Consider the following 26,363-nt stretch of genomic DNA (forward strand, 5'->3'; position numbering starts at 1 on the left):
AAAACTACAGCCCTTCCCTATTCGCATAGGAATAATGGGTTTCCGCGATCAGGATAATATGGTACATTACCTGAAGCTCAAATAGCTTTCCTGCCTTGATCATTTTCACGGACAGGCGGTTGTCCTGATCGCTGTGGCAAAGGGTTCCGGAAGGATGATTATGTGCTTTATGTAAAGCTTTACATAAAGCACATAGTAAGGGTGTTTTAAATTCCGAATGGAAACATATCTTGAAGGAATCAGCTACAATAGTAATCACCAATAAGGCGGAATGATCCATCAAATTTTCTTGTCATACCATTACAAATTTAATCTCTATTTTTTTATCTGTCTCCAAGCTAGGGTAGTAACTCCAAATTGGCCTTGACCAAAAAAAGGGGCTTCTCCCCTTTTTCCTCAGGTCATCTTCCCGGTCAGGTAATCCACGGCTTTCTGTGCCTTTCCGGCAGCTTCCACCAACAGCCGCTTGTCGTTTTTAAGCTGGCCAAGCCAATGCTGGATATAGGCAGAGGAATTCTCCTGAAGGTCGTTCTCCCAGATACCGCACAGGTTGCCCAGGTAGCTTGCGCCCATCTCTGCGGTCAGTTCTTCACGTGCATAGTAGCCCTTTCCCTTACAGGAGGTATCCCAAAGCTCCTTTCGGTCCAGTCTTTTTGGATGGCCCGTTCCGTGGACGGCTTCATGGTACAAGGTCTGGTAATAATGCCTTTCACTTCTGAACAGCTCCTTTTTGGGCATATTGATATAATCCTTTGCCGGATGGTAATAGGCCTGTGCCTCCCCATGCCTGATTTCGGGAAGGTCCGGGACATTTTCCAGTAGCTCCTCACAGGCCTTGATGGCCTGGAAAGGTTCCTTCTTTTCTACATCCGACATTTCCCATTCCACCCCTTCGGTATCTTCGATATTGAATACATTGTAATACTTCAGAAAGGCACGCCTGTCCACCAGTCCTTTGGGGAGTTTTCTGGCTTCTTCTTCCGAGAGCTTTTTACCGGTTTCCTTATGCCGGTAAACAACATTCCAGTACACCACCGGAACAGATTTGGCCCCTTTCCTGATCTTCGCCCCCAGCCTTTCGGCCTGCTTGAAGGTCAGGTAATACGGATAGGCATGGTTACAGCTGAGCAATAGCCAAAGGTTGATGCCCTTGTAGACCTTGCCTGAATGGAAGTTTTTGGGCAGTCCCATAACAGACCAGGGCTGTTTCCATGGGACAATGCCCTTTTCAAGGCTGGCCATGATCCTTTCGTTGACGATCGCATAAACATCTTTTCGGGAATTTTTTCTTTGTCGCTTCATAATAATATCGTTTTTAAGTGAATGATTTTAATTATGAAGCTCCCCCAGGCTGCAGGGGACATTAAAGGCAAGGAGGATCGGAATAAATAAGCGGGGGAATAGCAATGGCTTTATGCCGGAAATCCTTGCCCTGTATGGGAACTGGCTGCCTAACTTTGCTGGGTAATTGAATAAGAAATGAAAAAAAGCGCCTGTCCCTTTATTATTGATTCCCAGCTCAGGTCATATCCCTCCACTGCATTAAAGGACCATAACCCCTAAACAAAACAACACATTTTCATAACTATTTTGAATATGTATTCACCAATAAACATAATAACCAGTGAACACCTGTTCCATTTGACAAAACCACCGAAACAACCTACACTAGAACCATAAGGCCTACCATTGAAAAAAGGTCGGCAAGGGAAAAGCCATTATCCTTACCGGCCCAAGGCAGGTGGGCAAGACCACCTTGATCAAGGATACCCGATATCGGCATTACCCTAATGGTCATCACCCACCAGTCCAAGGATGTCTAGCCTTGGTAAGCGGGTCATCTTCATTGACCTGTCCAATTTGCAAAACAATCCATTGAAAAGAAGAAAATGGAAATATGAACTGTGTCCCTTCAGTTGGGAGGAGTTTGAAAATTTACATGTAAAACACTCAAACAAAAGGTATTTCATGATTTGCCCCCAATTGCTTACCTTTGCAATGGGAACGATATTTGATTCTTTGAATGACATCCAATTTCTTTCAGTAGAAATGAACAAATGAAAAAAACTGTAAACATAGCGACCCAATTCCCCAAGCACCTTTTCTGGGACATGGATCCAAGTAAGCTTTCCGTTTACAGGGACAAATCCATCATTATCCCCAGGGCTTTGTTTGCGACCACACGGGACAGTTTTGAACAGGATATCCAAAAACTCGAAGACCTTTATTCCAAAAGGGATATTTTGGACACCCTGAAAAAAACCAAGGAACACATCAGCAATGAGGTTTGCAAACTGGTTTCGGTGCGCTATAAGGTTGCCCCATTTTTCAGGTACTCCCTATGAAAGCAGTATCGGCTGAACTAATTGATACAATCAAGGAATTACAGGAACTTAACTCCCTCAAGAATTTTGCACTTGCCGGAGGGACCAATCTGGCATTGCGTTTCAACCACCGCGAATCCATTGACCTCGATTTGTTCTGCCCCCAAATCATCGGCTTTAAGGGATTTCAAAAGATCAGGGAAGAAGTCCAGAAATTATATGGGGACAAGGTTTCCAGTTTCATGGATCCCACCAACATCAATGACCAGTTTACCTTTCTGAGATTTTTTGTCCAGAAGAATTCCATGATGGTAAAGGTAGACGTGATCCAGAACATGAAGGCCATTGATCCCATTGAGGAATTGAATGGAATAAGGCTGTACTCTATCCGTGACATTGGGCTGTTCAAGTTGATCAGTGCCTCCAGCAGACCAGCCAAAAAGGACATTTATGACCTTTATTACATTACTGAACATATCCCCTTGGTTGATCTTTATAGTGATCTACTCAAAAAGCATTCAACCTTTAACAGCAATGAGGACAGGAACATCTTTGATCTTGACAAAGAAAAAAATGCCATTGACAACCCCTTGTTGTTATTGCGATTTGATGGTAGCTATAAAGTAGCTAAGGACAAAGTGATGCACTCCCATGACAATATCATCACAATGGAAGAGGCCCAATCATGGAGGATGGCCAGCATCCATTGGAGGATGCAGCTAAGAAGGCTCTGTGCCCATTTGGGCATCCAATACCCGTCTCCCCGCCATTGATTCAAGAACACCGGTTGCACCATGACCAAAAAGGGGGTTAGCCCGGTTTCCTTTTCCCAACCAACAGGTGTTCCAGCGATGGGGTATCCATGATCCTGTCGATTTCCATTTTGACGACCTGTTGCACCTCCTTTTTGACCATGTGGTAATTCTCCTCCACTTCTGAAGTACTGATATCTCTGACTTTCGGAATGGGAATGTAGGCAGCCGTCTCCCGTGCAATGGCCGCATGGTCGTTCTGGATTTCGGCATGAAACATTTTGTGGGAGATCCGTTCATCGGGATTATCGGCCACCATGCCCACAAATTCCCCTGATGACAATGAGGCGATGGTAGAAGCGGGCACGGCCATGTCCAGTTGGCGGGATTTGCTGATGGATGTGTCGTTGCTGTTGATCGAGAGGCTCGTCCTGTCCTGCATGATCTTGCCGAAGCGTTCTGACAGCTGCTTTGCCGTATCGCCCAGCACCTGGCCCGACACGATATTGCCCACGGTATTCATGATCACCTCTGCCTGTTCCCTACCATAGTCCTTTTTGAGCTGGCTGTAATCCTGTATGCCCAGACAGGTGGCCACCTTGTTGCTCCTGGCCGTGGCGATCAGGTTGTCCATGCCGTTGAAATAGATGGTCGGATATTCATCGAATATCAGGCTGCTCTTGAGTTTTCCTTTCTTGTTGGCCAGCTTGGTAATTCTGGAAATGTACAATGACAATACTGCCCCGTATACCTGTTGCTTTTGCGGGTTGTTGCCCACGCAAAGGATTTTTGGCTTTTTCGGATCATTGATATCAAGGCTGAATTCGCTATCGGAAAGCACATAATAGAGCTGTGGGGACGACAACCTTGCCATGGTTATCTTGGCACTGGCAATCTGTCCTTCCAACTGCTCCTTTGCCCCCTTTTCGAACGCCGATACAAAGGGGTTGATCAAAGCCTCGATTTCCGGTTCAGTGCGCAGCACGGTAAACAGGTCGGCATAATCCAGAAGCATCAGTTCGATCACGTGGGGAAGGGTGCAATATTTTCCACGCTGGTGCTTTTTCAAGAACCATATGACCGCCGTCAGGAAATTGATGGGCGACTCCACAAAAAAGTCGCCCTGCTTTTTGATCCACTCCCGGTTGAGCCCCATCATGATCGTCCTTGCCGCCTCACTGGCATCGGTGATGTCCAGCATGGTCTCCGGCTCCAGGGGATTACAGCGATGGGAATGGCTCAAGCGATCAAAATTGATGGTATAGAATCTTGGCTTTTCCTTATAGGCAGCAAGGTTCTTCAAAAGGGTATTGTAGGCAATGATGGACAGGTCATCGTATTTGTAATCATAGATGAACATGCTGAAGCCCTTTTGGATGTGCTGGGCAATAACATGGCGTATGACAAAGTAGCTTTTCCCGGATCCCGGTGTCCCGGCTACCAGCAGTGCCCGGAAAGGGTTGATGATGTTTATCCAGGAAGCCCGTACCTTGTTTTTGAGTTTGTAGCATGCCGGCAGGTTGACCGAGTATTCATTTTCCAGCAATCTTTCTTCCTGTGGGAAAGTCTCGTTGAGGTGGTTGAACACGTTCTTTTGGTTTCCCAGAAACAGCACCCTTCCCATTCGTGCCCCGGTGGAAAGCACGGCTAAAAAAGAAAGAGAGGTTATGGCCATATAAGCATAGAAGCTGCTTAGAGGCCATACTATTTCACCTGTCCAATAATGGCAGGAAAGGAAAACGGCACTGCCCAATAGAAAACCCACCAGCAAAGGAGCCATTTTACTGTCCTCCTTCTTTTTGCCCTTGCTGCCCAAAAGGGACACGCACAACAGGAACAGGACCAATCCCTTTGTCCATACGGCGGAAGCAAAGAGCCCCGTCTCTGCCAGTCCGGCCAACAGTCTGTCGGTAATGGCATGGCAGGCTCCCAGCTGGCAGAAAAGGCCATAACCGGTATGGTAAAAGTGCAGGCACAGTATCCCCACACTTCCCTTGCGGGTTATGTCGATGATCTTGCGCAGTCCTTCTATGCTTTCACCTGTTGCCACGTTCTATAGTTTTGGTCTCCGTCGTTTCTTCCTTTTCCTTTTCAGCGGGTAGGGCACCGGTTCGTAGGCAGCTCCCTGGAAGAGCAGGTCCAGAATTTCCGTCCTGCTGAGCGAAGGAATAAAATTCAACAGGGAGGTTTCGATGGATGTTTCCTTAGGCCCTTCCAGTGCACATGGTCTTGAAAGTGCGGCAAACCGCTCCTGCACCCCTTTTGCCGAAAGGCCTTTGCCCAGTTGGCTGCCATTGAACACGCACCTGTTGACAAAGTCGATATAGGTCAGCCCATACACCCTTCCCTCACCGTTCTGCCGAATGACCAGCCCTACGCCTTCTTTGGACAGCTTTTTCCTGAACTGCTCCATGCAGCCCGAAGGCCAGAGTGCCTTGGACACGGTTTCCTTCAAGGGTGCCCTAAATTCCAATGTCCTTTTGGCGTTCCGTTCAAATGCCTTTTCCAAACGGGACAATGTGGGCCTTTCATACAGCTCACTTGCCTTGATGGGCACGCCCACCCTGTTTCCCTGCCGATCAACAATACTGTAGACCAGTCCCTTCTTTTCGTGCATCCTGCTTCCCGGTTCTCCCTGATAAGCGGTCACGTTAAAATGTCCCAAGATGGCATTCATCTGGCCAAGCGAAGTAAACCGATAGTTGTAAAGCACTTCCTGTACGGCCTTGGTCACTGCAGCCTTGGTTTCCTTTTTGCCGTATTCCACAGGTTCCAGCGGTTGGAGCAGGAACCGCTTGCGGTGGCCCTGCTCTTCGGCCACCACCAGGCCGTAGTCCTTTTCAATCTGCTTTCTTGCCGGCTCTGAAAGGAGCCTTCCCAGATTATGTGTTTCAAGCCGTCTGCCCTTTGCGTCAATATTACAGGTGGCCACGTGCAAGTGGGGATGTCCGGCATCATGGTGGAGATAGACCAGGTAGGGCTGCCCTCCAAAGCCTATCCTATCCATATACTCTGTAGCGATCCTTTTCATGGTATCGGCATCCAACTTGTCATCCGGGGAAAAGTTAAGGGAGATATGCAGCGCATTGGTTTTCGTCCTTTTGTTCATTTTGATCAACTTGTCTAAACGCTGCAGCTTTTCCTTATGATCAGGATCAAGCTGCAGAAATCCACTGGCCATAAGCAAAGTGGCCTGTCCGTTTTCCACCTTGTTTTCATTATAGCGCAACACACCCCGGATGGACTTCCCGGTAGTGATCCTTACGACCATGGCCTTTTCGACAATCGGTCAAGTACCAAGAGCAGTTTGGAAACCAGCCCTCCCACCTTGGCGTACAGCGGCATGACTTTCCTTGCATAAAAGCGTTTGTTCTTCGGTTCGGGGTGGGCATGGAAATAGTGGACAAGCTGGTTGATGTTCACCCCGATTTTGTGGAGTGCTGTTTTGATCGCTACCAGTTCGCCCTTTACCTCATCTAGGGAAGCGTTCCGGGTGTTGACGGTAATGGCACGTTCAAAGAGCATGCTCCGCAGCAGTTCGCTCAGGTTGCGGCAACCTGCCGATTGTTCCAGTAACCGTTCCAGTTTCCGGTACTCTTCCGCTTTAAAACGGACGGTCTTCCTGTAGGTACGTTCCGGTCTTTTCTGTTTCATGGTTGCTGGATTTGCATGTTCCGACTTTGGAGGGATTGCCCCCCCTTGCCACTCCGGCAGCAAGGGGCAAGATCGGATTGGCGTCAGACAATCCTACATCTTGCTGGCCGCCGGATCGCGGCCCCGGATTGGGACAAACTGTCCTCCGTTAAACATGTTAAAATGATAGGCCTTTAGAATACCAAGTTCAGTTTTCCAGGTTCCACACCCACTGGTCTGCGGCCATCACCCAGTCCCGTAACGGGCTTCCCGACTCACTTTTCCAGTCCAGTCCCTGATAGTAAAAATAGAATACTTCCGCCTCAGAATCCGGAATGTTCATAAACCGGAAATAGGCCTTCACTTCTTCGATGGTAGGTGGAATACGGTCAGTAAAATTCGGATGTTCACTTTGGTCTTTCATGATCGTTCTTCGTTTTGTTAAAGTCCAAAGGTGGATCATAAAAGGCTGGAATGGTCACACTGAAAACCGAAGGGGGAGCTGAAAAACAAAAGGAACACCGCTTTCCCAAATTAGGCAGCACTTAAAGCAAGAATAAAAAAAAGGCCTTACAGCCCTCCTTCATCCGCGAATGAATAATATCCTTCGGTTGTGATGATAATATGATCCAATACCGGCAATTCCAATAATTTCCCGGCTTTCACCATTTTTTCCGTTAGTCTTTTATCCTGTTCACTGGGTTTTAAGGTACCGGATGGATGGTTATGAACCTTATGTAAAGCTTTACATAATTCGCATTATGCAAAGTATAATATTATGTAAAGCGAAATTTATAAATATCTGATTATGAAAAAGTTGACAACAATAAACTTTACATAAAAACACACCGTGTTCGAATTTAAACTATGGTTGTCCCATTTACTTATTACTGCAAATAGCCCTAAAGGGCATTTAGCAGGCTTTCTTGAATCCTCTTTTGGTTATTATGAATATAATTCCAAAATTATGTGCAGTTTATTATGTAAACTAAATTCATATTTAGTAGCTTATTATCAATATTTTAAACTCATTACTTTACATAACCATTTCCTTTTCATAATGCGAAATTATCATAGCCGTAGCAGATGCTTTCATGGCTGCCCCAAAGATCACTTTCAGGTCTACTACAGTCCCTGCAGTTCCTCCGGATGAGGCGTTGATAATTCCAAGGACACGGTTAGCCCTATTTAGGAGAATAACCTTAAATTCTTCAATAAACTCTATTTTCGACTCATCCCAGTTGGCCCTTAAAATCCTATTGGCAGTCAAGGAGGACGTGATTTGGGGCTTTTGGGAAACCTTTGAATTGGCCTTGTAACTTAGTACAATTTCTGCTACTTGGCTGGATACGATGTCTTTGTTGTTGCTGTCCATAACATTTCGTTTTTGATGGTTAGAAATTAATTATGGACACCGCCCCGCTTGAGGGCAACCAAAGCCAAGTGGCAACGGAATAAATGAGGGGGCATGCGGGAATGGCATGTGTTTATGCCGGACACTCTTGGCTGCCCCGGCAGCCCGAAAGCGAACTTTGTGCAGTGATTAATGGATAAAGAATAATAAATCCAATTAGAGCAGTTAGGATTTCGTCAAAATTATCAATCTGATAACTTTCAAAATGGCTAAAAATGGCAGTACCCAATTTTATCATTTCTTTCTTCTATGTTACTCAGGATATTATTTCTTAAAACCATTAATATAAATCCATAAAAAGACCTGAATAGGATAATTAGTGATGGAAATCACTCCAAAAGAAATTATACAGACTATATGCATTTAACTGTAATCACAAACCAAGAACAAATGTTCAAATTACCGACCCTACCTCCCAAATCACTCCTCTTGGATGCCACCTTATAACGGGAAAGAATAAAGGTGCGGGGTGCTGACGTCAAAAAGCATTCTCTTGCCCTAGACCGTATTCCTTCCCTTTATACTTTTGCAGCAAGGTGTGGTGGATATCGGTAATTAGAAAACAAAGCCGATAATTGAAACAAACAATTTCTCAAACCAGAGTAAAGCGCATAGAAACATCAATTCATAGGCTAATTCAACGACAAAAGATTCTTGCAGTCTAGCTTAGTACCTGTCAATTTTAAAACTTTCAATTATCCATTGATCCTGATAATAGTCCAATTATGAACTAAATGGTAATATATCACCAACCTAGAAACGTACTGTTACTAAGGCCGTAAATTATTTATGATTGATGGTTTTTTAAAATGCCTAGTAAAAGTCAATATCCGACACTCCGCGTGCTGCACGGGTAATATTAATGGCCACCTATGGACTGGCGGTAATAATGGCCAGAAATGCGGCTCCTGCCGAAGCGGTAAGCCCCCATTGTTTACGCAGTAGCATTAAAGGGGTCAGCAGCTGATCTGCTCCCCAGTGAGCCGCCCATGCAGCTAATATTAGTACGCCTGCCCATAACCATCCATTCATATATTTAGAGTTTAAGTTTCACTTTGCTAACCTTAAAATCCTAATTGCACCACGCATCACAAAGGCAAAAACGATCCCGCCTACAATCAAATCAGGCCATTTGCTTTCCAGCCAATAAACCAATACCCCGGCCAGTATCACCCCTGCGTTAACGATGATGTCATTAGAGGTAAAGATCGCACTGGCCTGCATGTGGGCCTCTTTACTTTTTGCCTTGTTGATCAGCCATAGTGAAATGAGGTTGCCCGCTAAAGCAAGCAGGGATACAATAATCATCCACTGGAACAGAGGCGTTTCGCTTTGAGTAAAAAACCTACGTAGTACTTCCGAAAACCCAAGCAGGGCCAGGGCCATCTGAAAGTAACCACTGATCTTGGCAACTTTTTTCTTGCGGGAAATAGCTGCTCCCACCGCAAAGAGACTCAGACCATAGACAATGGAATCAGCCAGCATATCCAGCGAGTCGGCTATCAAGCCCATGGACCTGGATATCCATCCGGTGGTCATTTCGGCTACAAAAAATCCAAAATTGATGCCCAGCACCCACCAGAGTATTTTCTTGTGCTTGGTCTCGTCTTCGGCAATAGGCATTTCTGCCTCAGTAGTACTCTGGAGTTGATCGTTGAGGTTTAGTTCACTGATGGCATTTTGTATAGGCAGTACTTCATCCTGATGAAATACTTCCAGCTTACGTGCCGGAATATCAAACTCCAGATGCTTTACCTGACTGAGAGGTTCCAGTTTCATACGGATCATTTGCTCCTCTGAGGGGCAGTCCATTTTGCTTATTTTGAAAGTGCTTTTATTCATTTGGTTAGTTTTCACAACATTTTTCACAGATACCCTGGAGCACCATATTTATCTTCTTTACATGATGATTGCCCCCAATTGAAAGTAGCTCATTTGGTATAGGATCAGGTAAACAGAAGGTTCTATTACACACTTCACAGCGAAAGTGGAGATGCCATTTTCCATTGGTTGAGTCATGCTTTGATATGGCATATTTTGCTGTCCCACTACCATCATCAATCCTGTGTACTATTCCTTTTTCTTCAAAAAGGTCTATGGTGCGATAGAAAGTCGTTTTATTTATCGGTTTTTCCTGCCGGGCAGTAGTTGCCAAAGCTTTTTGAAGTTCTTTCATGCTACAAGCCTTTTGCTTCTCAAGAATGTATTCAATCACCTTGGTACGAGTATCTGTTAAAAGAATTCCATGATCCTGAAGTATGCCTGCTGCTATGCTCATATTTTAACCATCGTTTATTCTATCATTTTAGGTATTTTTATACGCCAACAACCTCAACGCATTGAAAACAACAATCAATGTAGAACCCTCATGGATTAACACTGCAATACCGATATTGGCAAACCCGAAAATCGTAGCGGGTATCAATAAGGCGACTATCCCCAAACTCACCCAAAGATTTTGCTTGATAATGCCTTTTGCCTTTCTACTTAGCCCAATAGCAAAAGGCAAGGTTTCCAGCTTGTCGGCCATCAGGGCAATGTCCGCTGTTTCCAAGGCTACATCGCTTCCTGCCGCTCCCATGGCAATACCTACGGTACTGTTGGCCATGGCCGGGGCATCATTTACGCCATCGCCTACCATCGCCACTTTATCTTCTTTTTCTCTCAGCTCCTTAATTGCCTCTACTTTTTCTTCCGGCAGCAAACTGCCCCAGGCATCCGTGAGACCGATTTCTTTTGCTACAGCATCGGCCACTTTCTGATTGTCTCCGGTAAGCATGATCATGCGTTTGATACCGATCTTTTTCAACCGCTCCAGGGTATTTTTCGCTTCTTCTCTTGGCGTATCCATCAGGGCGATGATGCCTATGTAATCGTCATTCTGCCGGATGAGCATGGTGGTATTGCCATCAGACTCCAAGGACTTTACTTTTTCTTCTGTTTCCTTTGATGGCTTCTTATCATCCAGCGACTCAAACAGGTCCAGGTTGCCAATGTAGACTTTGTCACTTCCCAATGTGGCTTTGATCCCTTTCCCAAGCACTGCCTCCAGGTCTTTCGCCTCTGGTATATCAGCACCCTTCAGTCGTTCTTTCCCGTCACGCACTACGGCCTTTGCCAGTGGGTGATCACTAAGACCCTCTACTGCAATTGCTATTTTCAGTAGTTCTTCTTCTTTCACATCACCCAGGGCTACCACCTCCGTTAACATAGGCTTACCTTCTGTTAGTGTTCCGGTCTTGTCAAAAGCAAGGGCAGTAAGTACGCCTAAATCTTCCAGTGGACGGCCACCTTTGATAAGCACCCCACTTTTGGCAGCCCGGGCTACTCCACTGAGAACAGCACTCGGTGTGGCGATGGCCAAAGCGCAAGGGCTGGCCGCTACCAGCACGGCCATGGCGCGGTAGAAGCTTTCGCTAAAAGTTTCGTCAATAACTAAAAAAGCGAAATGGAGCAACACCACCAATACCAATACAGCAGGCACAAAATACTTCTCAAATTTGTCGGTGAGCCGCTGTGTAGGCGATTTCTGGGTCTGGGCTTCATTGACCAGTTTCACCAGGCGAGAGAGTGTAGAGTCCTTCGCTACTTTGATCACTTTGATTTCCAATGTATTGTTACCATTGATTGTACCGGAAAAAGCGCGGTTCTCGTCTTTGATGTCTTTTTCCTGTGACCAGTCTTTTTTGGGATCATCCACAGGTTCTTTATCTACGGGCACACTTTCCCCAGTAATAGGTGCTTGATTTACGCTACTCCGACCATCTACTACCACACCATCGGCTGAAATTTTGCTATTAGGCTTCACTACGATGATGTCTCCAATGCTCAGTTCTTCTATACCTACTTCTTCTGTTTTTCCATTTCTCTTGAGCAAGGCCGTTTTGGGGGCCAGTTCTGCCAAAGCAGCAATAGATTTACGGGCCTTGTTCATGGCATAATGCTCCAGGGCATGGCCCATACTGAACAGGAACAGCAACAGTGCACCTTCTGCCCATTCGCCCAAAATAGCTGCGCCAATAGCTGCTACTAACATAAGGAAGTCAATCTCAAAACCTCCTTTAGAAACCGTTTCTATAGCTTCTTTCGCGGTATAAAAACCACCAAAGAAGTACGCCCCGATGTAGAGTGCCAAGCTTACCCATGAAGGGACTGTTTCTATAAATGAAAGTCCAAAACCTATTCCCAACAACACTCCGCAGATGATGGAAAAGATCATCTCTGTATTTTTGCCAAAAATACCACCGTGTGAGTGGTCGTGATCTCCACTTTCCTTATGGTCATGGTCGTGTTGATTGACATCAGTAGGAGACGTGCTATCTTCAGAGGTCGCTCTAATATAGCGTTCCACATTAACTTCCGTATTGAGAATATCAAGTCCTTCTTTACGAAGAAATGTCAGAATCTCTGCCTCATCAATTTTTGCTGTTTCATACTCCAGACCGATCATACCTGAGGCTGAAACGGCTCCTTGTAAAACTCCTTTAAGTCTGATAAGTGAATTTTCCACTTTACGTGCATGCCTGGTATGGCGAAGTCCTTCCACTTCTATTAGCTTGTGCCCATATTTATCAAGAATAGAGGCACCTGCACGCTTTGCAAGTGTTTGAATACGATCAAGAGAAATCTTCTCAGGGTTGTAATGGAAGCAGAGCTGTGGTACACCATTGTCTTTTTCATCAGCCACATGCACTTTTTCCAAACCTTCAGTATCTTGAAGACGACTGATCAGTTTATGTACACACTGATCTTTTTCGTCCGATACTTCAGGCAGAATAATGGGTATTTTTATTTGTAGTTTTTTCATTTTTTTATTATCAGTTTAGCAACAATTATTCTTACATGATAGGCGCTTAGTTTTAGCCTTATCAAAGGCTTCTTTCCCTTCCTTCCATGCATTCTATAGGCCAGATAAGAGTCATAATTTCTTTTATATCAATTCAAATACACTCTGCTTTTACGATTACTCCAATAATACATCACTAACATAGCTACCAATAGTACAATTTGAGAAACAAATGTTTCAAGTGTTGGGAATACCCCAAGCCAATCTACATTCACCGACACCGGAAGACCGGTTATGGATATCCAACCGGCTTCCTGAAGTGAATGGATACCTTTACCAATCAGTATCAATGCCAGTAACGTAATCACCCAGGCTGAATAGCGAAACAACTGCCTTACAGGAATCTTTTTAGAATACCTTACAAACAGGATAGCGAACAGTGCGATCAATGCAAAAGCAGCCAAAACCCCCAGCCCTATTGATGACTGATTAACGGATTGGGTTTCCAGACTAATAGCCTGTAAAAATAAAATTGACTCAAAAGCCTCACGAAACACTACCATAAATGAGAAAAAGGCAATACCCAACATTTTATCTGCTTTAAGCTGTTTACCTATTTTTTCTTCAATAAACATTTTCCACTTTTTGGCGTGTGAATGGTCATGTAACCAAAACCCTACAAAGGCCAATACGATCACTGCCACCAGCGAAATCATTCCTTCCATGACTTCTCTGTTTTTACCACTTATCCCGATTACCCAATCGGATAAAAACCACCCGCCAACTCCAAAAAGAACAGCGGTTATCCATCCTCCGTGTACCCATAGGGCAGCCTTTTTTAATTCTGATGAACGTATCAGAGCGAGTATCAGAGCCAGGATTAAAAATGCTTCCAATCCCTCTCGTAGCATGATAGAAGCAGATAAGGCAAAAGAGAGCCAATAATTAAGTTTTTTATCCTGCATCAATTTCCCGGCCTGATCTATCATGTCCAGGCCATTGTTGATTTCTGTCTCCACCTTTGACTTTTCGGCTTTTTGCTCTATTATTTGTCTGATTTTAAACATTTGCTGCTCCAGCCTTGCCGTAAAAGCTGGGTCATTGGCCTTCAGCCTCGCTTCGGAAGGCTCAATACCTTCCAGGTAGGCTGCCAGGGCATCTTCACGAGCAGAAGAATAACTCCCCGTTGTATAATTTTGCAGGGCATTTTTTAGATAAGTCTTTGCCCTATCCAATGTGGATACCCGGTTAACATCCTGTGGAAATTGCGTCCTAAGAACGGCAAGTGATAATTTTGCGTTTTTGTTATCCGGCTCAAGGCGTTTTAATAATTCCACATCGGATAGGGTGGCTACCTCCTGAAGATTTACAGGTGCGTTCGCTTGCTCAAACAATTGTTGCAATCCGGATTCATTATCAGCTTTGGTTTCAAACCGGAGTGATTTTATGTAAAACGCCAAATCCCAAATTTCCTCATCGGTTAGGCTTTCAAAACTTTGCATAGCAGTTCCTTCTACTCCCAGTTTTATGGTATTGTAGGCCTGAAAGGGTGAGATTTCCTGCATCAGGGTATGGTTTAGAAAATTAGTAGGAGCTGGCACTAATCCAGCAGCTAGTTTGCCATCTCCTGCTCCCCTCACTCCGTGGCAGGCGGTACAATTCTGTACGTATAAAGTTTCCCCGTTTTTGAGGTTAGGCCATGTAAGAGGTGCCGTCTTAAACCCTGCCGCTTCTATAATGTCTTGCCTGGATTTCCCAGCTACTGTGGTTATATTCTCATGAGGAGCCTTTCGGTCTATAAGACCTTTCATTTTTTTTAATTCAGCTAAAATATTGGCCTTCTCATTCTCATTCAACTCACTGTTTTTGATAAGCTCAATTACTTTATAGCTGAATTCTAGCATTTCTGCATATTCTCCATCATTTATCACTTTTCCATTTTGTACTGCTGCGGTATAATCCCTTGAAATGTAGTCCAGCAAGTGAATGGTGGTTTGAATGTCTTTTTTTATCTCATTTCCAAAAACATTGAAAGAACAAAAACAAGTCAATATGACGGCTATTATAAATATATTTAATATGTTACTTCTCATTTATTAATTTATGTTATTCAGATGTGTTGCAGATATACTTGTTATCTATAGAATCGGTTTAAAAATTCATTTTCTGTATTCTTATGGCATTTAAAATTGCCAGAAAGGCCACACCTACATCTGCGAATACGGCTTCCCACATGGAGGCCATACCAAATGCCCCCAGGATCATTACTATTAATTTCACCCCAAAGGCCAATGCAATATTCTGCCAGACTACCTTCCGTGTAGAACTACCTATTTTTATGGCCTTTGCAATTTTTGATGGTTGATCCGTCTGGATAATCACATCTGCGGTTTCAATAGCAACATCGCTTCCCAACCCTCCCATCGCTATACCTACATCACTTACTGCCAAAACGGGTGCATCGTTAATCCCGTCACCCACAAATGCAATATTGGCTGAAGCGTTTTTCTTCATCTCCTCTACTTCATGCAGCTTGTCTTCCGGTAGCAAGCCGCCTTTGGCTTGTTCCAATCCTAGTTCAAGCCCCACTTTTTCGGTAATGGAGGGCTTGTCGCCCGATAACATAATGATTTTCTTAATGCCGGCATTATGCATTTCCCTAATGGCTTCTACTGCATCTTCCTTCAGTTGGTCAGCAATAGTGACATAGCCAGAAAATTCATTGTCGATGGCAATCATCACGATGGATTCAACGATATCATCAGTATCAGGTGGGACAGCAACACCATGAGCTGTCATTAACGCTTTATTACCGACTAAAACTATTTTATTATTGACTTTACCTTTTAATCCTTTTCCAGCTATTTCGCTAACGTCAGAGGCTATATGATTCTGTCCTTTTAAATCATACTCCAAAATAGCACGGGCAATCGGATGGGTGGATTGCCCCTCCAACGCCAGCAGATACGCCATCATTTCATTTTCGGAAATTGCCACGGGTTTGATTTCTTTGATCTTAAACACCCCTTTAGTAACCGTACCCGTTTTATCCATGACCACCGTATTTACCTTGGTCATTGCATCAAGAAATGAGGCCCCTTTGAACAGGATACCGTTTCTTGATGCCGCACCCAGGCCCCCGAAGTAGCCCAGTGGAATGGAGATTACTAAGGCACAAGGACAAGAAATGACCAGAAATATGAGCGCACGGTATAACCAATCTTTGAATATGTAGCTCTCTACAAAAAAGTAGGGCAGTACAGTAAGACAAACGGCAAGAAATACCACAATGGGCGTATAGATGCGAGCAAACTTTCTGATAAAAAGCTCAGTTTTGGATTTTCTTGCGGTGGCATTTTGGACCATATCTAAAATCCTGGAAATGGAACTGTCGTTAAATTTTTTGGTCGTTTCCAGTTCTATCACGCCTTCCAAATTAATGCTTCCCGCAAAAACCTTATCCCCTTTGTGAATGGTATCAGGTTTGCTTTCCCCGGTAATGGCTGCCGTGTTAACGCTGGCCTTTTCAGATAAAAGCGTACTATCCAGTGGAATTTTTTCTCCTGTTCGCACCTGAACCTTTTCCCCGACCTGTACGGTTTCCGGATTAACCTCTACAAAATTGTTATCACGATATACGAACGCTATATTAGGTCGTACATCAAGCAGGGCCTTTATATTGCCTTTGGCACGCCTGACTGCAGCATTTTGAAAGAGTTCACCGACAGCATAAAACAACATGACCGCTACACCTTCCGGGTATTCACCAATGGCAAATGCTCCTAGTGTTGCAATGGACATCAGTAAGAATTCGGTAAAAAAATCACCTTTGATTATGCTTTCCCAACCTTCCTTGATCACAGGTAGCCCAACCGGAATGTAAGCCCCACTGTACCAAGCAACACGTATCCAACCTTGGAAGAATGGGAACACATTAAAGTAATCGAATGAGATACCGGATATGAGCAATGTAAAACTTAAAATTGCCGGAGCATAAGTTTTAAACTTTTTTTCACTTGTTGAAATTTCAGGTGACAGTTTCTTTTTTATATCTCGCAATTGTACTTTTTTCTTTTTTAACACGACAAAACTTTTTTTCCGCTACATTTCTTGCAAATTCCGGTAACTACGAAATCAGAATTCTCTGCTATATAGCCCTCAGGTAAATTTATTTTCGGAATTTTATGATTGGTTAAACAGACAGTTTCATCACATACTGAACAATGAAAATGCAGATGCAGGTCTCTTTCTATTTCACATTTACAACCATCTTCACATAAAGCATACTTGGGCACACCGGTACCATCATCAATACTATGTACCATGCGATTTTCTTCAAAAACTTTTAATGTTCTATAAAGTGTAGTTCTATCTGACTTTTCAAAAGCTCTATATAATTCGGTAAGGCCAACCGCAGCCTCCCGATCCAGCAGATACTCCAGCACCAGCAGCCGCATGGCTGTTGGTTTTATCTTGTGCATTACAAGATTTGCTTCTAATTCTTTTATTGCGCTCATAATGTATTTTTTCTAAGTATCACTTGTGTAAACTGCACTTTTAAGACCTCACTAACCCCCGGGATGAAGGACGCCAAACCAACCTCTTTTGTAGAAAAATCTCCCGTAGCACTTAGCAAACATGCAATGGATTCTCCACCATTAAAATGCTTGAGTGTGGCATTCATTACTACCTGAGATTCCCGTTCATCTGTTATAATTTTAATAGGCCAGTTAAACGATATAGGCGAATGAGGCTGGCTAATAAAATCATCCACCGGAATCCTCCCGGAAAAAGTGATTATTGATTCATCGTTTGCAAGCTGGCTTTTCTGTTCACTTAAAAAACCGTTACCAACATCCAGGCTTTTCAGGTTAAGCTTACCTGAAATTTCTTTTGTGTCATAGTCCAGTTGAATCAATAGTTGATGACTTTCAGCAATCACCTGCTCATCATATATTTCAGCTACCATTACTATATGCCCTTCAGTAGTCCTGTAAAGCGTTTGACCTTTAACCACAAAGGAGTTGAAGGCAATTAGCAGAAGTATAAACAACTTGATTTTCATCATTAACGAACGTTTAAATTTTCTTCTATATAATCGAGTGCCTCAGGTATATCCAACTCACGTGTACCATTGCCCGTGCGAACAAAAAAATGAGAACGGTCGTTATCATGAAGATAAACCGGGGAACCAGCTCTTTTGATAGCGAGATGGCAGAAATCATATGCCTCAATTTTGTAAAAACAAACGGCTACCAACGTACATAAATTTGTTCCCAGCTTATTGGATATTAGTTCCATAATGTATTGCTCAAAACCATCCCTGCCAGGTTTTTTTAGCGTGGCATAATCTTCCTGTAAACCTCGTAGTTGTCCATCATCATCAATACCGATGAACAGATGTCCTCCACTTGTATTCATAAACCCGGCTATTGTCTTAGCTACTACTGTTTCCAGTGCCTTATTCGGCTTAAATTGGTGTAAGTCCCACCTCAAAGTAGATTTAAATTCTACCTGCTGGTTTTCTCCCGCAGCTATAAGCTCCTTGATCTCCTCCAGTTTATCTCTTTTCCCGGTAAGCTGAAATATTTTTTGTCTGACCATAAAAAGAAGTGCGAGGGTAACACCTAACAATCCAAAGAGCAATTTGGTAACCGCCTGATCCACATCCCACGACCCAACAACCTGCTGGTAGGAAGTAAGTAGCCAGGCCCACCAATTTCCCTGGTCTCCCTGCATATCGTACATGTGCAGTGAAATAAGCAAAGGCTGTAGTAAAAAAATACCAAAGGTAAAGCCAATAGCGATGTATAGAAGTAACTTGCTTTTCATCTTCTTGTCAGTTTTGGAGCCACAGGTGCCACATTTAATGTGAAGACACCTGCGACCCTATACCTATTTCATCCTGTTTTGAAGAACTTTCTTCTTTTGCTCAAATTCTTCATCGCTGAGCTCCCCTCGGGCATAGCGCTCTCTTAGCGCCTCCATGGCTTTATCCTTGCTTCTTCTTTGCCCGGGTGTAGGGTATGGAATCAGAAATATCCAAAATATGAGGATCAGCCATAGGATCCACCAAATCCAGTGCATTCCTCCGAAATACCAATCATGCATCATAACTATGAGGGTTTAAGGTTTAACATTTATTTACACTTTTTACACCACTTCCCCTGTACCACACTGTCTGCAGTAGCCAGAAAACGATGGCCGTTTTTACATTGCCACCTGAGTGGCGTTTTGGAATTTATATATTCTTCAGAAAGACAAGTACCGCCCTTTGTAGCAGCCAGTGCTTTCACCCTTTCTATCCCGTGAGGCCTATTGTTAGCACAGAATGGGCACCAGCTTTTTCTTATTCTTACACTGAAGGGAGTAGCCTGCCAGCGATGGCCTTCAGCACATTGCCACCACAGTTTTGATTTGCTGTTTATGTACAAATCGGATAGACAAAGCCCTCCTCTTTTTCGGGCCAGATATTGCATTTCTTCAATTGGACTTGACATATCTACTTCATATCAAATCTTTTAATAGATTTTCCAGTCTTGATCCGATAAGCATCATCTATTTCTGAAACGTAAATAATGCCATCGCCCGGTTCAGGTGTTTGAGCCTTGCCACAGATCAGTTGAATGGCTTTATCCGTTTCCTCATTTTGGCAGACCAGTTCCAGCTTAACAATCGGGCTATCGGTAAAATGAAAATCCAATGATGGAGATGCATCAGGATCTTTATGAGCTCCGGTACCTTCTCCTTTGGATAGGGTTACACTTTCAAATCCTGCATCTCGCAGCGATTTAACTACTATCTGTACTTTTTTAGGTTTTATAAATGCTTTTATTTCTTTCATGTGTATGTGTTTAATTCCAACGGTCACATGGAATTCGCGATAAACTTATTCATACTTGGTTGGTATGTTAAGGACTCTAAGTTTATGCTCATTTCATGTGTTTGTTTTTTATAATTTAATATTTGAGAGTTGGCAGTTAGCAAATGACATTTACCAACTGCCCTTGCCTAATCAACTAAATCAATGACTATGAGAAGTCTGGCTTTTCTTCATTTCAGAGATCAGATAGTAGGCGTTATTCCATGCCACCTGAGCACCGTCAGGAAGTGGCTCCAATAATTTGATCTCTACCCAACCATCTTCGGTGATACCTGTGCGCACTTCTATGGCTTTAAACGCCCATTCGGTCTTTCCGTCTTCTTCATGCGCTTCTGCCATGAAAATGTACGGCTTACCCTCTTCCTCAATTATCGCACTTTCGGGTAATGCCCTTACAGTGTTATTATCACCTGTTCTTATTTTACCATTGATATACATCCCCGGAATCAGGAAGTCTTCTTTATTCTTTATTTCCGCATGCACATGCACTGCTTTAGGGTTTTGCTCAAACTGCTTGCCGACAGAATAAATTTTGGCAGTTAGGGTATTTCCTGGAACTGACTCGACAGTAAAGGATACTTTTTGTCCTTTCTTTACCTTATATACATCCTTTTCAAACACCATAAGGTCAGCATGGATGTGGTCAGTATTGACAATCATAAACATCTCGGTTTGCGGGTCTACATATTGCCCAACTTGGACTTCCACTTTTTCAATGTAACCATCAATAGGGCTTACTACAGGCACATACTGATAAATATCACCACTTTGGACTTTCTCCACGTTGAGGCTAAGCTGCCTTAACTGTGCTTCGTAGCCCTTCACTTCTCCTTTCATGGCCTGATAGTCCGCCTGAATTTGCTGATAGGTTTTTCCGGAACCCACTTCCTCTTCGTACAACCTTTTCTGCCGTTGGTTTTCCTTCTCCAGAAACTGTAGTTGACTGTATGCCCGCACATAATCCGTCTGAAGTTTGCTTAGGTTTGGATGTGAGAGATACGCCAACACCTTACCTTTGTTTACCTGATCGCCCTCAATCACCTTGATTGAGGTAACATTCGCGCCCAATATGGCCGTAACAGTTGCTTCATGCTGTGGTGGTACCTCCAACCGGCCGTTGGCTTCCACCACGCCCGAGAGAGCCCGGGTTGGCAGGGTATCTACCTTAATACCCAAACTTTCAAATTTCATATCAGAAAGGTGAAGTTCGGCCATTCCTTCTTCACTATGTTCTCCTTCTTCGCCTTCATGTCCGCCTTCTTCACCTGCGTGTCCAGCCTCGCCCTCATTGTGTTCTTCGTGAGATGCTTCACCGGAGTTCTCAGCCGACTTGCTGCCGCAGCCCGTAAATACCGATACCATAAGTACCAGTGCCACTATATATATGATTTGCTTTTTCATTGTGCTTCTATTTTTATATCTGATGATCAGTTTACTTTTAGTTTGATGTTCTTAAGTAGTATTCCAATTGGTAGCGGCTATTCAGATAATTGCCAAAGGCATTCCAGGAATCAACTTCTATGCGAATGGCATCCCGGATATTTTGCAGGAAGGTCACATAATCAATAGCCCCTTCCCGGTAAGCCAAAATAGCTCCGTCCCGTTGCTCCTGGGCCAGCGGAAGTGCCTCATCCCGGTAGTAGTTCCATGAATTGAGCCACTTCAGGTATTGTTCTCTCATGTCCTGATAGGCGGCATTCAGTTCCAACTGGTTTTGGCGCAGGTTTTGACCCGCAATATCCCGTTGGATTTTGGCCGACTGTGTCCTGCCCAGCTCAGGTCCGAAAAACAAAGGGATTCTGACACCTACCTGGTACTGATAAAATCCAGATTGCCCGGCAATCTGCTGTCGCCCATACTGCCCCTGTAATTGAGGCAAGAACTGCGAACGCCTCTCTTTTATGGTGGCATCCGCTACATCTACCTGTTGCTTTGATACATTCAGCAAAGGATGGTTCATCAATGAATCAGCTACATAATTGAGCGGTTCGTCCAATTGACTGGTTGGGACATCCGGTACGGTATACAGCGTGTCATTGGCAAACCAAAGGTTCAGGCGCTGTAAAGCACTCAGATAATCCCGATATGCCTGCTCTTTTTGTATCTGTACCTGATTGGCCTGGTTGGAAGTAGCCAGGTATTCCAGTTTAGATGTGGCTTCCGTTTCCAAGCGAATCCTGGCCGCTCTTTCAATATCTGCAAATACCGAATCCAAGTGTTCATAAACCTGGTAATTGTTTTTGGTAGCAAATACCATGGCCCAAGCCTGGCTTACTTCCCGCTCCAGTTCAATAACTGATAGATCAAGTGCCTTCTCAGCAAGTGCTATCCGTTCTTTTTGCAACTTAAGTTTAGGAGCAATACCGAAAACATCAATTTGTTGTTGCTGGATGCCGAACTGAGTATAGATTCCATCAGAACCATTGCCCACTTCTTCCTTTCCGGTAAATAACTGCGTATTACCAAAGTCCCAGGCTGTTTTCTTAAGCACCTCCTGGTTTTCTATCTCTAGTCTTGCCGATTGGATTTTCGGATAGCTTTCTACCGCACGTTTTCTGGCCTGCTCCAGCGTGATCGTTTGCAAACTGTCTTGTGGTTGTTGTTGGTTTTGGGCATTGGCCAAGACAGGCAGCCCCAATAGACCTCCACAAACCAGCAGTACAATAATCACGTTGGCATTTGGCCCTTTCAGGCTTTTTCTTTTGTCACTTCTGCTTTCCACAAAAGTGTAAAGTACAGGAAGCACCACCAATGTGAGCAGTGTAGCTGTAAGCATTCCACCAATTACCACTGTGGCTAACGGCCTTTGTACCTCAGCTCCGGCAGAACCTGAAAATGCCATCGGCAAGAAGCCGAATATATCTGTAGTAGCCGTAAGCATGATCGGCCTGATCCGTTCTTTGGTACCGGTAAGAATGCGGTCTCTGATGCTGGTGACCCCTTCTTCTTTCAGGGAATTGAATCGGTTGATCAGTACCAGCCCATTTAACACTGCTACCCCAAATAAAACGATAAAGCCTACACCTGCCGAAATACTAAATGGCATCCCGCGCAACCATAGCGCAAAAACACCTCCAATGGCAGCCAGGGGAATGGCCATATAAATCATAATAGATTGTGAAAATGACTGTAAGGCAAAATATAGCAGCACAAAGATTAGGAAGAGTGCGATAGGCACAACGATCTGCAGCCTGCTTTTGGCCCGTTGAAGATTTTCAAATTCACCTCCATAAGTGATATAGTAACCGGGTGCGAGATCAAGCTCTGCATCTAATTTTTCTTGTATATCCGTTACTACCGACTCTACATCACGCCCTCTGGTATTGACACCCACATAGGTCCTGCGGAAAGTATTATCACGGGAAATCTGCATGGGGCCTGGCACATAATTAATGTCAGCTACTTCTTTAATAGGTACTTGTGTACCATCGGGCAGGTCAATATATAAGGTACGTAAGTCATCAATGCTCCTTCGGTGTTTTTCATCAAAGCGGATGACCATATCAAATCGCTTTTCTCCTTCAAAAATCACCCCGGCTACTCCTCCGGCAAAGGCGGCACTCACGTATTCGTTCAGCTTTTGAATGTCCAGTCCATATTGGGCAATCTTTTTACGGTTGTAACGAACGGTCATTTGAGGTAAACCAGAAGTTCGTTCCGGATTTACATCACCCACACCTGGAATAGTCTGGATTATTTCCGCCATTTGCTCAGCTTTTTGGGCAAGTACATCTAAATCTTCACCATAGAGTTTGACAGCTACATCTTCACGCACGCCAGTCAACAACTCATTAAAACGAAGTTCTACAGGCTGGCTGAAAACAAGGTTGACACCCGTCAGTTTTTTATCCAGCATTTCCTTTATCCCTGCAATGAGTTCTTCTTTTGTTTCTACTGTTGTCCATTTGTCCATATCCTTTTCCAGGATGATAAACATATCGGCTATGTCCATCGGCATGGGGTCGGTAGGAATATCGGCTACACCGATTCTGGCTACAGCAGTTTTTATTTCAGGAAAGTTGTCCAGAAGAAGCGTTTCAATTTTAGTAGAAACATCAATGGCTTCACTCAATCCGCTTCCAGGACGTATCAAAGCCTGCATGGCGATATCCCCTTCATCCAGCTGGGGTACAAATTCTCCGCCCATACGTGAAAAAATGAATCCTGAAAGCCCCAGTAACACAATAGCCACAATGATGACAATGGTCTTGAACCTTAAAGCACCTTTAAGCAATGGCAAATAAGCCCATTGGATTCCCCCAATAATTTTATCACTGACTTTTTCCAGCCAGCGTTCAAACTTCCCAAACCAGTTCTTTTTGTTCTGGATGGGCTTCATAAATAAAGCTGACATCATAGGAACGTAAGTGAGGCAAAGGATAATGGCACCTATCATGGCAAAACCGAAGGTATAGGCCATAGGCTGGAACATTTTACCCTCAACCCCGGTGAGGAAAAGAATAGGAGCGAAAACAATCAGAATGATTATCTGTCCAAAAAATGCTGATCCCATCATGGTACTTCCGGCATCATAAGCCACTTCATCCATTACGCCCTGATTGAATTTGATTTTACCCGAGCGGATGCGCTTCTGGATTTCGTATACCGTACCTTCAATAATGATCACTGCCCCATCAATGATAATCCCAAAGTCAATAGCCCCCAGGCTCATGAGGTTGGCCCAGACATTAAACTGCTTCATTAGAATAAAGGCAAATAGCAGGGAAAGAGGAATGGTGGTTGCTGTGATGATACCCCCTCGCACACTCCCCAGCAATATTACAAGGGCGAATATCACAATGAGGGCTCCTTCCAAAAGATTTGTTTTTACTGTACTGGTAGTTCTTTCAATCAGGGAACTACGATCAAGAAATGGTGTTATTTCCAAGCCTTCAGGCAAAGACTTCTGCACTTTTTCCATGCGCTCCTGCACATTCTGGATCACCGAGTTAGGGTTTGATCCTTTCAACATTAACACCATTCCACCTACAGCTTCCTGGCCATCCTGGGTGAATGCTCCATAGCGGACCTGATTTCCAAAATGCACCTTTTCAGCTACATCGCCAATAGTGATAGGAATGTTGTTTTCATTCCGTACCAGAATATCCCGAATGTCGTCAAGCGAACGCACAAGACCTTCTCCACGAATGAAGTTGGCCATGTTGTTTTTCTCTATATAAGCCCCTCCAGTATTTACATTATTACGCTGAAGGGCTTCAAAAACTTCTGAGATGGATACATTAAGGGCATTAAGTTTTTCTGGATTGATAGCGATTTCATATTGCTTGATCTTTCCGCCAAAAGCATTGACATCCACCACACCATCTACTAATGTCATTTGCCGTTTTACTATCCAGTCTTGAATGGTTCGCAACTCTGTAGGGGTATAGACTGTATCATATCCTGGCTTAGGCTTGATGGTATATTGGTAGATTTCACCGAGTCCCGTGGTTATAGGCCCCATAGACGGGCTGCCAAATTTCTCAGGGATTTTATCCCTTACCTCATTAAGCTTTTCCTGCACCAGTTGCCGGGGTTTGTATATCCCCATATCGTCTTCAAATACGATAGTAACCACGGAGAGGCCGAACCTCGAAACAGAACGGATTTCATCTACTCCCGGCAGGTTGCCCATGGCCAACTCTACAGGGTAAGTAACAAACTGTTCGATATCCTCAGTGGCCAGGTTTTGAGATACAGTCATTACCTGCACCTGATTGTTGGTTATATCAGGTACTGAACCCAAATTGACCGTGTACATGGAGTATATCCCGACCCCAATGAGCGCCAGCGTGAGCAGGCCCACGATGAATTTATTCTTTATCGAAAAAGAAATTATTTTATTGATCATACCATTTATTAAATTATTTCACATGAACAGAGAAGAAGTGATGAACACGAGCCACCATCGCTGCAAGCAAGATGAGGCATACCATCACAATGAAAAGCCATTTGATTGCCCATTTGGCCGTGATTTTTCTCTTTCTTCTCTTCTTTTTATTTGATTCTTTCAAAATTTTTCAAATTTTCCCTAAAACCAATGAAAGGTGACCTTATGGAATTTAGGCCAATGAAAAGGGGGCTGTATAGATTGCAGTATGAATTCCGGTCAATGCATAACATCATTGCCAAATAGACATACCGAACCCTACAACCTGCAAATTAAGCTCGAGGAGGTTTGAGAAAATCGTGAAGTTTCAGGTTTCCGAAGTCCTGACGAAAAGAAGAATAAACTTGTGGGAGCTTCAAAGGATGTGAGAAAACAACACCAGAAGCAGGAAAAAAATGAAGGTGGCAGCAATGGCACACACAGAAAGGAGTACACCCATCCCACCCGTTAGTGGAATGGTGGTTATGCCCTGGGTTGCCGATATCAACTATTGTTACACTGTTTTGAGAATCTTCGGGAATAGTATCCGCACATGCCACCCCTGAAAGGGCTATAAAGTAAAAACTCAATATGTAGCATGCGATTTTCATTATTACAAATGTACGTAATTAAGCAATGCAAGGGTATTGCAAAGTAGAAACTTAAAGGTTAACTAAGTAACTGGCTGCATTTTCGCTGAAT

General features: G+C 43.9%; 26 protein-coding genes and 1 pseudogene. 4 read left to right on the plus strand and 23 right to left on the minus strand.

The genetic code is table 11. The annotated features are described in order from the left end of the window. Positions 1 to 4: 4 nt before the first annotated feature. Positions 5 to 280 (minus strand): JAB domain-containing protein, encoded by a 276-nt coding sequence (locus FDP09_RS20510; RefSeq protein WP_137404416.1) that lies wholly within the window; start codon positions 278 to 280, stop codon positions 5 to 7. Positions 281 to 396: 116 nt separating this feature from the next. After that, a complete protein-coding gene (locus FDP09_RS20515; RefSeq protein WP_137404417.1) occupies positions 397 to 1,302 on the minus strand; it encodes an ArdC family protein in 906 nt (301 codons plus the stop codon). A gap of 439 nt (positions 1,303 to 1,741) precedes the next feature. On the opposite strand from FDP09_RS20515, the gene FDP09_RS24360 reads away from it, so the two are divergent. The 3 genes from FDP09_RS24360 to FDP09_RS20530 all read left to right on the plus strand — a co-directional run bounded on the left by FDP09_RS24360 (position 1,742) and on the right by FDP09_RS20530 (position 3,097). Continuing rightward, positions 1,742 to 1,879, plus strand: a complete 138-nt coding sequence (locus FDP09_RS24360) for a hypothetical protein (protein WP_187328730.1) — start codon at positions 1,742 to 1,744, stop codon at positions 1,877 to 1,879. A gap of 178 nt (positions 1,880 to 2,057) precedes the next feature. Then, entirely contained in the window at positions 2,058 to 2,345 is a 288-nt protein-coding gene (locus tag FDP09_RS20525; protein ID WP_137404418.1) for a DUF6922 domain-containing protein, read from the plus strand. After that, a complete protein-coding gene (locus FDP09_RS20530) occupies positions 2,342 to 3,097 on the plus strand; it encodes a nucleotidyl transferase AbiEii/AbiGii toxin family protein (RefSeq protein WP_137404419.1) in 756 nt (251 codons plus the stop codon). Before FDP09_RS20525 ends, FDP09_RS20530 begins: the two co-directional genes overlap by 4 nt. Before the next feature lie 37 nt (positions 3,098 to 3,134). Here the strand turns inward: FDP09_RS20530 and mobC are convergent, their stop codons facing one another. From mobC to FDP09_RS20630, 20 genes and pseudogenes are all read right to left on the minus strand, one after another. Further along, positions 3,135 to 5,126 carry a conjugal transfer protein MobC gene (gene mobC / locus FDP09_RS20535; protein ID WP_137404420.1) on the minus strand — a complete coding sequence of 664 codons (1,992 nt, stop codon included), beginning with the start codon at positions 5,124 to 5,126 and terminating at the stop codon, positions 3,135 to 3,137. Positions 5,127 to 5,129: 3 nt separating this feature from the next. Beyond that, the gene (locus FDP09_RS20540) at positions 5,130 to 6,347 is read right to left on the minus strand and encodes a relaxase/mobilization nuclease domain-containing protein (RefSeq protein WP_137404421.1); all 1,218 of its coding nucleotides are present in this window, start codon (positions 6,345 to 6,347) and stop codon (positions 5,130 to 5,132) included. After that, entirely contained in the window at positions 6,338 to 6,730 is a 393-nt protein-coding gene (locus FDP09_RS20545) for a plasmid mobilization protein (RefSeq protein ID WP_137404422.1), read from the minus strand. Before FDP09_RS20545 ends, FDP09_RS20540 begins: the two co-directional genes overlap by 10 nt. A 187-nt stretch (positions 6,731 to 6,917) precedes the next feature. Further along, positions 6,918 to 7,133: a hypothetical protein gene (locus FDP09_RS20550; protein WP_041738992.1), complete on the minus strand. Its 216-nt coding sequence runs from the start codon at positions 7,131 to 7,133 to the stop codon at positions 6,918 to 6,920. Positions 7,134 to 7,279: 146 nt separating this feature from the next. Then, positions 7,280 to 7,444 (minus strand): annotated as a pseudogene (locus tag FDP09_RS20555) (JAB domain-containing protein); the annotation flags it as partial. A 301-nt stretch (positions 7,445 to 7,745) separates the two neighbouring features. After that, positions 7,746 to 8,084, minus strand: coding sequence for a JAB domain-containing protein (locus tag FDP09_RS20560; protein ID WP_083891990.1), 339 nt, complete (start codon positions 8,082 to 8,084; stop codon positions 7,746 to 7,748). A gap of 909 nt (positions 8,085 to 8,993) precedes the next feature. After that, positions 8,994 to 9,155 (minus strand): hypothetical protein, encoded by a 162-nt coding sequence (locus tag FDP09_RS20565; protein WP_015267845.1) that lies wholly within the window; start codon positions 9,153 to 9,155, stop codon positions 8,994 to 8,996. An 18-nt stretch (positions 9,156 to 9,173) separates the two neighbouring features. Further along, on the minus strand, positions 9,174 to 9,965 hold the full coding sequence (locus FDP09_RS20570) for a cation diffusion facilitator family transporter (protein ID WP_137404423.1): 792 nt from the start codon (positions 9,963 to 9,965) through the stop codon (positions 9,174 to 9,176). Positions 9,966 to 9,969: 4 nt separating this feature from the next. Continuing rightward, entirely contained in the window at positions 9,970 to 10,401 is a 432-nt protein-coding gene (locus FDP09_RS20575; protein ID WP_137404424.1) for a Fur family transcriptional regulator, read from the minus strand. 27 nt (positions 10,402 to 10,428) lie between these two features. Next, a complete protein-coding gene (locus FDP09_RS20580; RefSeq protein ID WP_137404425.1) occupies positions 10,429 to 12,930 on the minus strand; it encodes a heavy metal translocating P-type ATPase in 2,502 nt (833 codons plus the stop codon). A gap of 128 nt (positions 12,931 to 13,058) precedes the next feature. Continuing rightward, positions 13,059 to 15,002, minus strand: a complete 1,944-nt coding sequence (locus FDP09_RS20585) for an FTR1 family protein (protein ID WP_137404426.1) — start codon at positions 15,000 to 15,002, stop codon at positions 13,059 to 13,061. Positions 15,003 to 15,060: 58 nt separating this feature from the next. Further along, complete coding sequence (locus tag FDP09_RS20590; RefSeq protein WP_137404427.1) at positions 15,061 to 16,992, minus strand: heavy metal translocating P-type ATPase; 1,932 nt, start codon at positions 16,990 to 16,992, stop codon at positions 15,061 to 15,063. Further along, entirely contained in the window at positions 16,986 to 17,426 is a 441-nt protein-coding gene (locus tag FDP09_RS20595) for a Fur family transcriptional regulator (protein WP_187328731.1), read from the minus strand. The genes FDP09_RS20590 and FDP09_RS20595 overlap by 7 nt, the downstream gene beginning before the upstream one ends. After that, positions 17,423 to 17,977 (minus strand): hypothetical protein, encoded by a 555-nt coding sequence (locus tag FDP09_RS20600; RefSeq protein ID WP_226332827.1) that lies wholly within the window; start codon positions 17,975 to 17,977, stop codon positions 17,423 to 17,425. The genes FDP09_RS20595 and FDP09_RS20600 overlap by 4 nt, the downstream gene beginning before the upstream one ends. Continuing rightward, positions 17,977 to 18,741 (minus strand): AlbA family DNA-binding domain-containing protein, encoded by a 765-nt coding sequence (locus tag FDP09_RS20605; RefSeq protein WP_137404428.1) that lies wholly within the window; start codon positions 18,739 to 18,741, stop codon positions 17,977 to 17,979. The genes FDP09_RS20600 and FDP09_RS20605 overlap by 1 nt, the downstream gene beginning before the upstream one ends. A gap of 63 nt (positions 18,742 to 18,804) precedes the next feature. Beyond that, positions 18,805 to 19,023 (minus strand): SHOCT domain-containing protein, encoded by a 219-nt coding sequence (locus FDP09_RS20610; RefSeq protein ID WP_137404429.1) that lies wholly within the window; start codon positions 19,021 to 19,023, stop codon positions 18,805 to 18,807. Positions 19,024 to 19,049: 26 nt separating this feature from the next. Beyond that, a complete protein-coding gene (locus FDP09_RS24365; RefSeq protein WP_137404430.1) occupies positions 19,050 to 19,409 on the minus strand; it encodes a zinc-ribbon domain-containing protein in 360 nt (119 codons plus the stop codon). Positions 19,410 to 19,411: 2 nt separating this feature from the next. Beyond that, positions 19,412 to 19,753 (minus strand): P-II family nitrogen regulator, encoded by a 342-nt coding sequence (locus FDP09_RS20620; RefSeq protein ID WP_137404431.1) that lies wholly within the window; start codon positions 19,751 to 19,753, stop codon positions 19,412 to 19,414. A 180-nt stretch (positions 19,754 to 19,933) separates the two neighbouring features. Next, positions 19,934 to 21,193: an efflux RND transporter periplasmic adaptor subunit gene (locus FDP09_RS20625; RefSeq protein WP_137404432.1), complete on the minus strand. Its 1,260-nt coding sequence runs from the start codon at positions 21,191 to 21,193 to the stop codon at positions 19,934 to 19,936. A 37-nt stretch (positions 21,194 to 21,230) separates the two neighbouring features. Beyond that, positions 21,231 to 25,643 (minus strand): CusA/CzcA family heavy metal efflux RND transporter, encoded by a 4,413-nt coding sequence (locus tag FDP09_RS20630; RefSeq protein WP_137404433.1) that lies wholly within the window; start codon positions 25,641 to 25,643, stop codon positions 21,231 to 21,233. Positions 25,644 to 25,665: 22 nt separating this feature from the next. Between FDP09_RS20630 and FDP09_RS24225 the strand changes: the two genes are divergently transcribed. Next, positions 25,666 to 25,797, plus strand: coding sequence for a hypothetical protein (locus FDP09_RS24225; RefSeq protein ID WP_262710635.1), 132 nt, complete (start codon positions 25,666 to 25,668; stop codon positions 25,795 to 25,797). A 157-nt stretch (positions 25,798 to 25,954) separates the two neighbouring features. Here FDP09_RS24225 and FDP09_RS24370 read toward each other — a convergent pair whose 3' ends face one another. Continuing rightward, positions 25,955 to 26,272: a DUF6660 family protein gene (locus tag FDP09_RS24370; protein ID WP_015267856.1), complete on the minus strand. Its 318-nt coding sequence runs from the start codon at positions 26,270 to 26,272 to the stop codon at positions 25,955 to 25,957. Positions 26,273 to 26,363 lie beyond the last annotated feature (91 nt).

The organism is Echinicola rosea (genome assembly GCF_005281475.1).
In the GTDB taxonomy this organism is placed as follows: domain Bacteria; phylum Bacteroidota; class Bacteroidia; order Cytophagales; family Cyclobacteriaceae; genus Echinicola; species Echinicola rosea.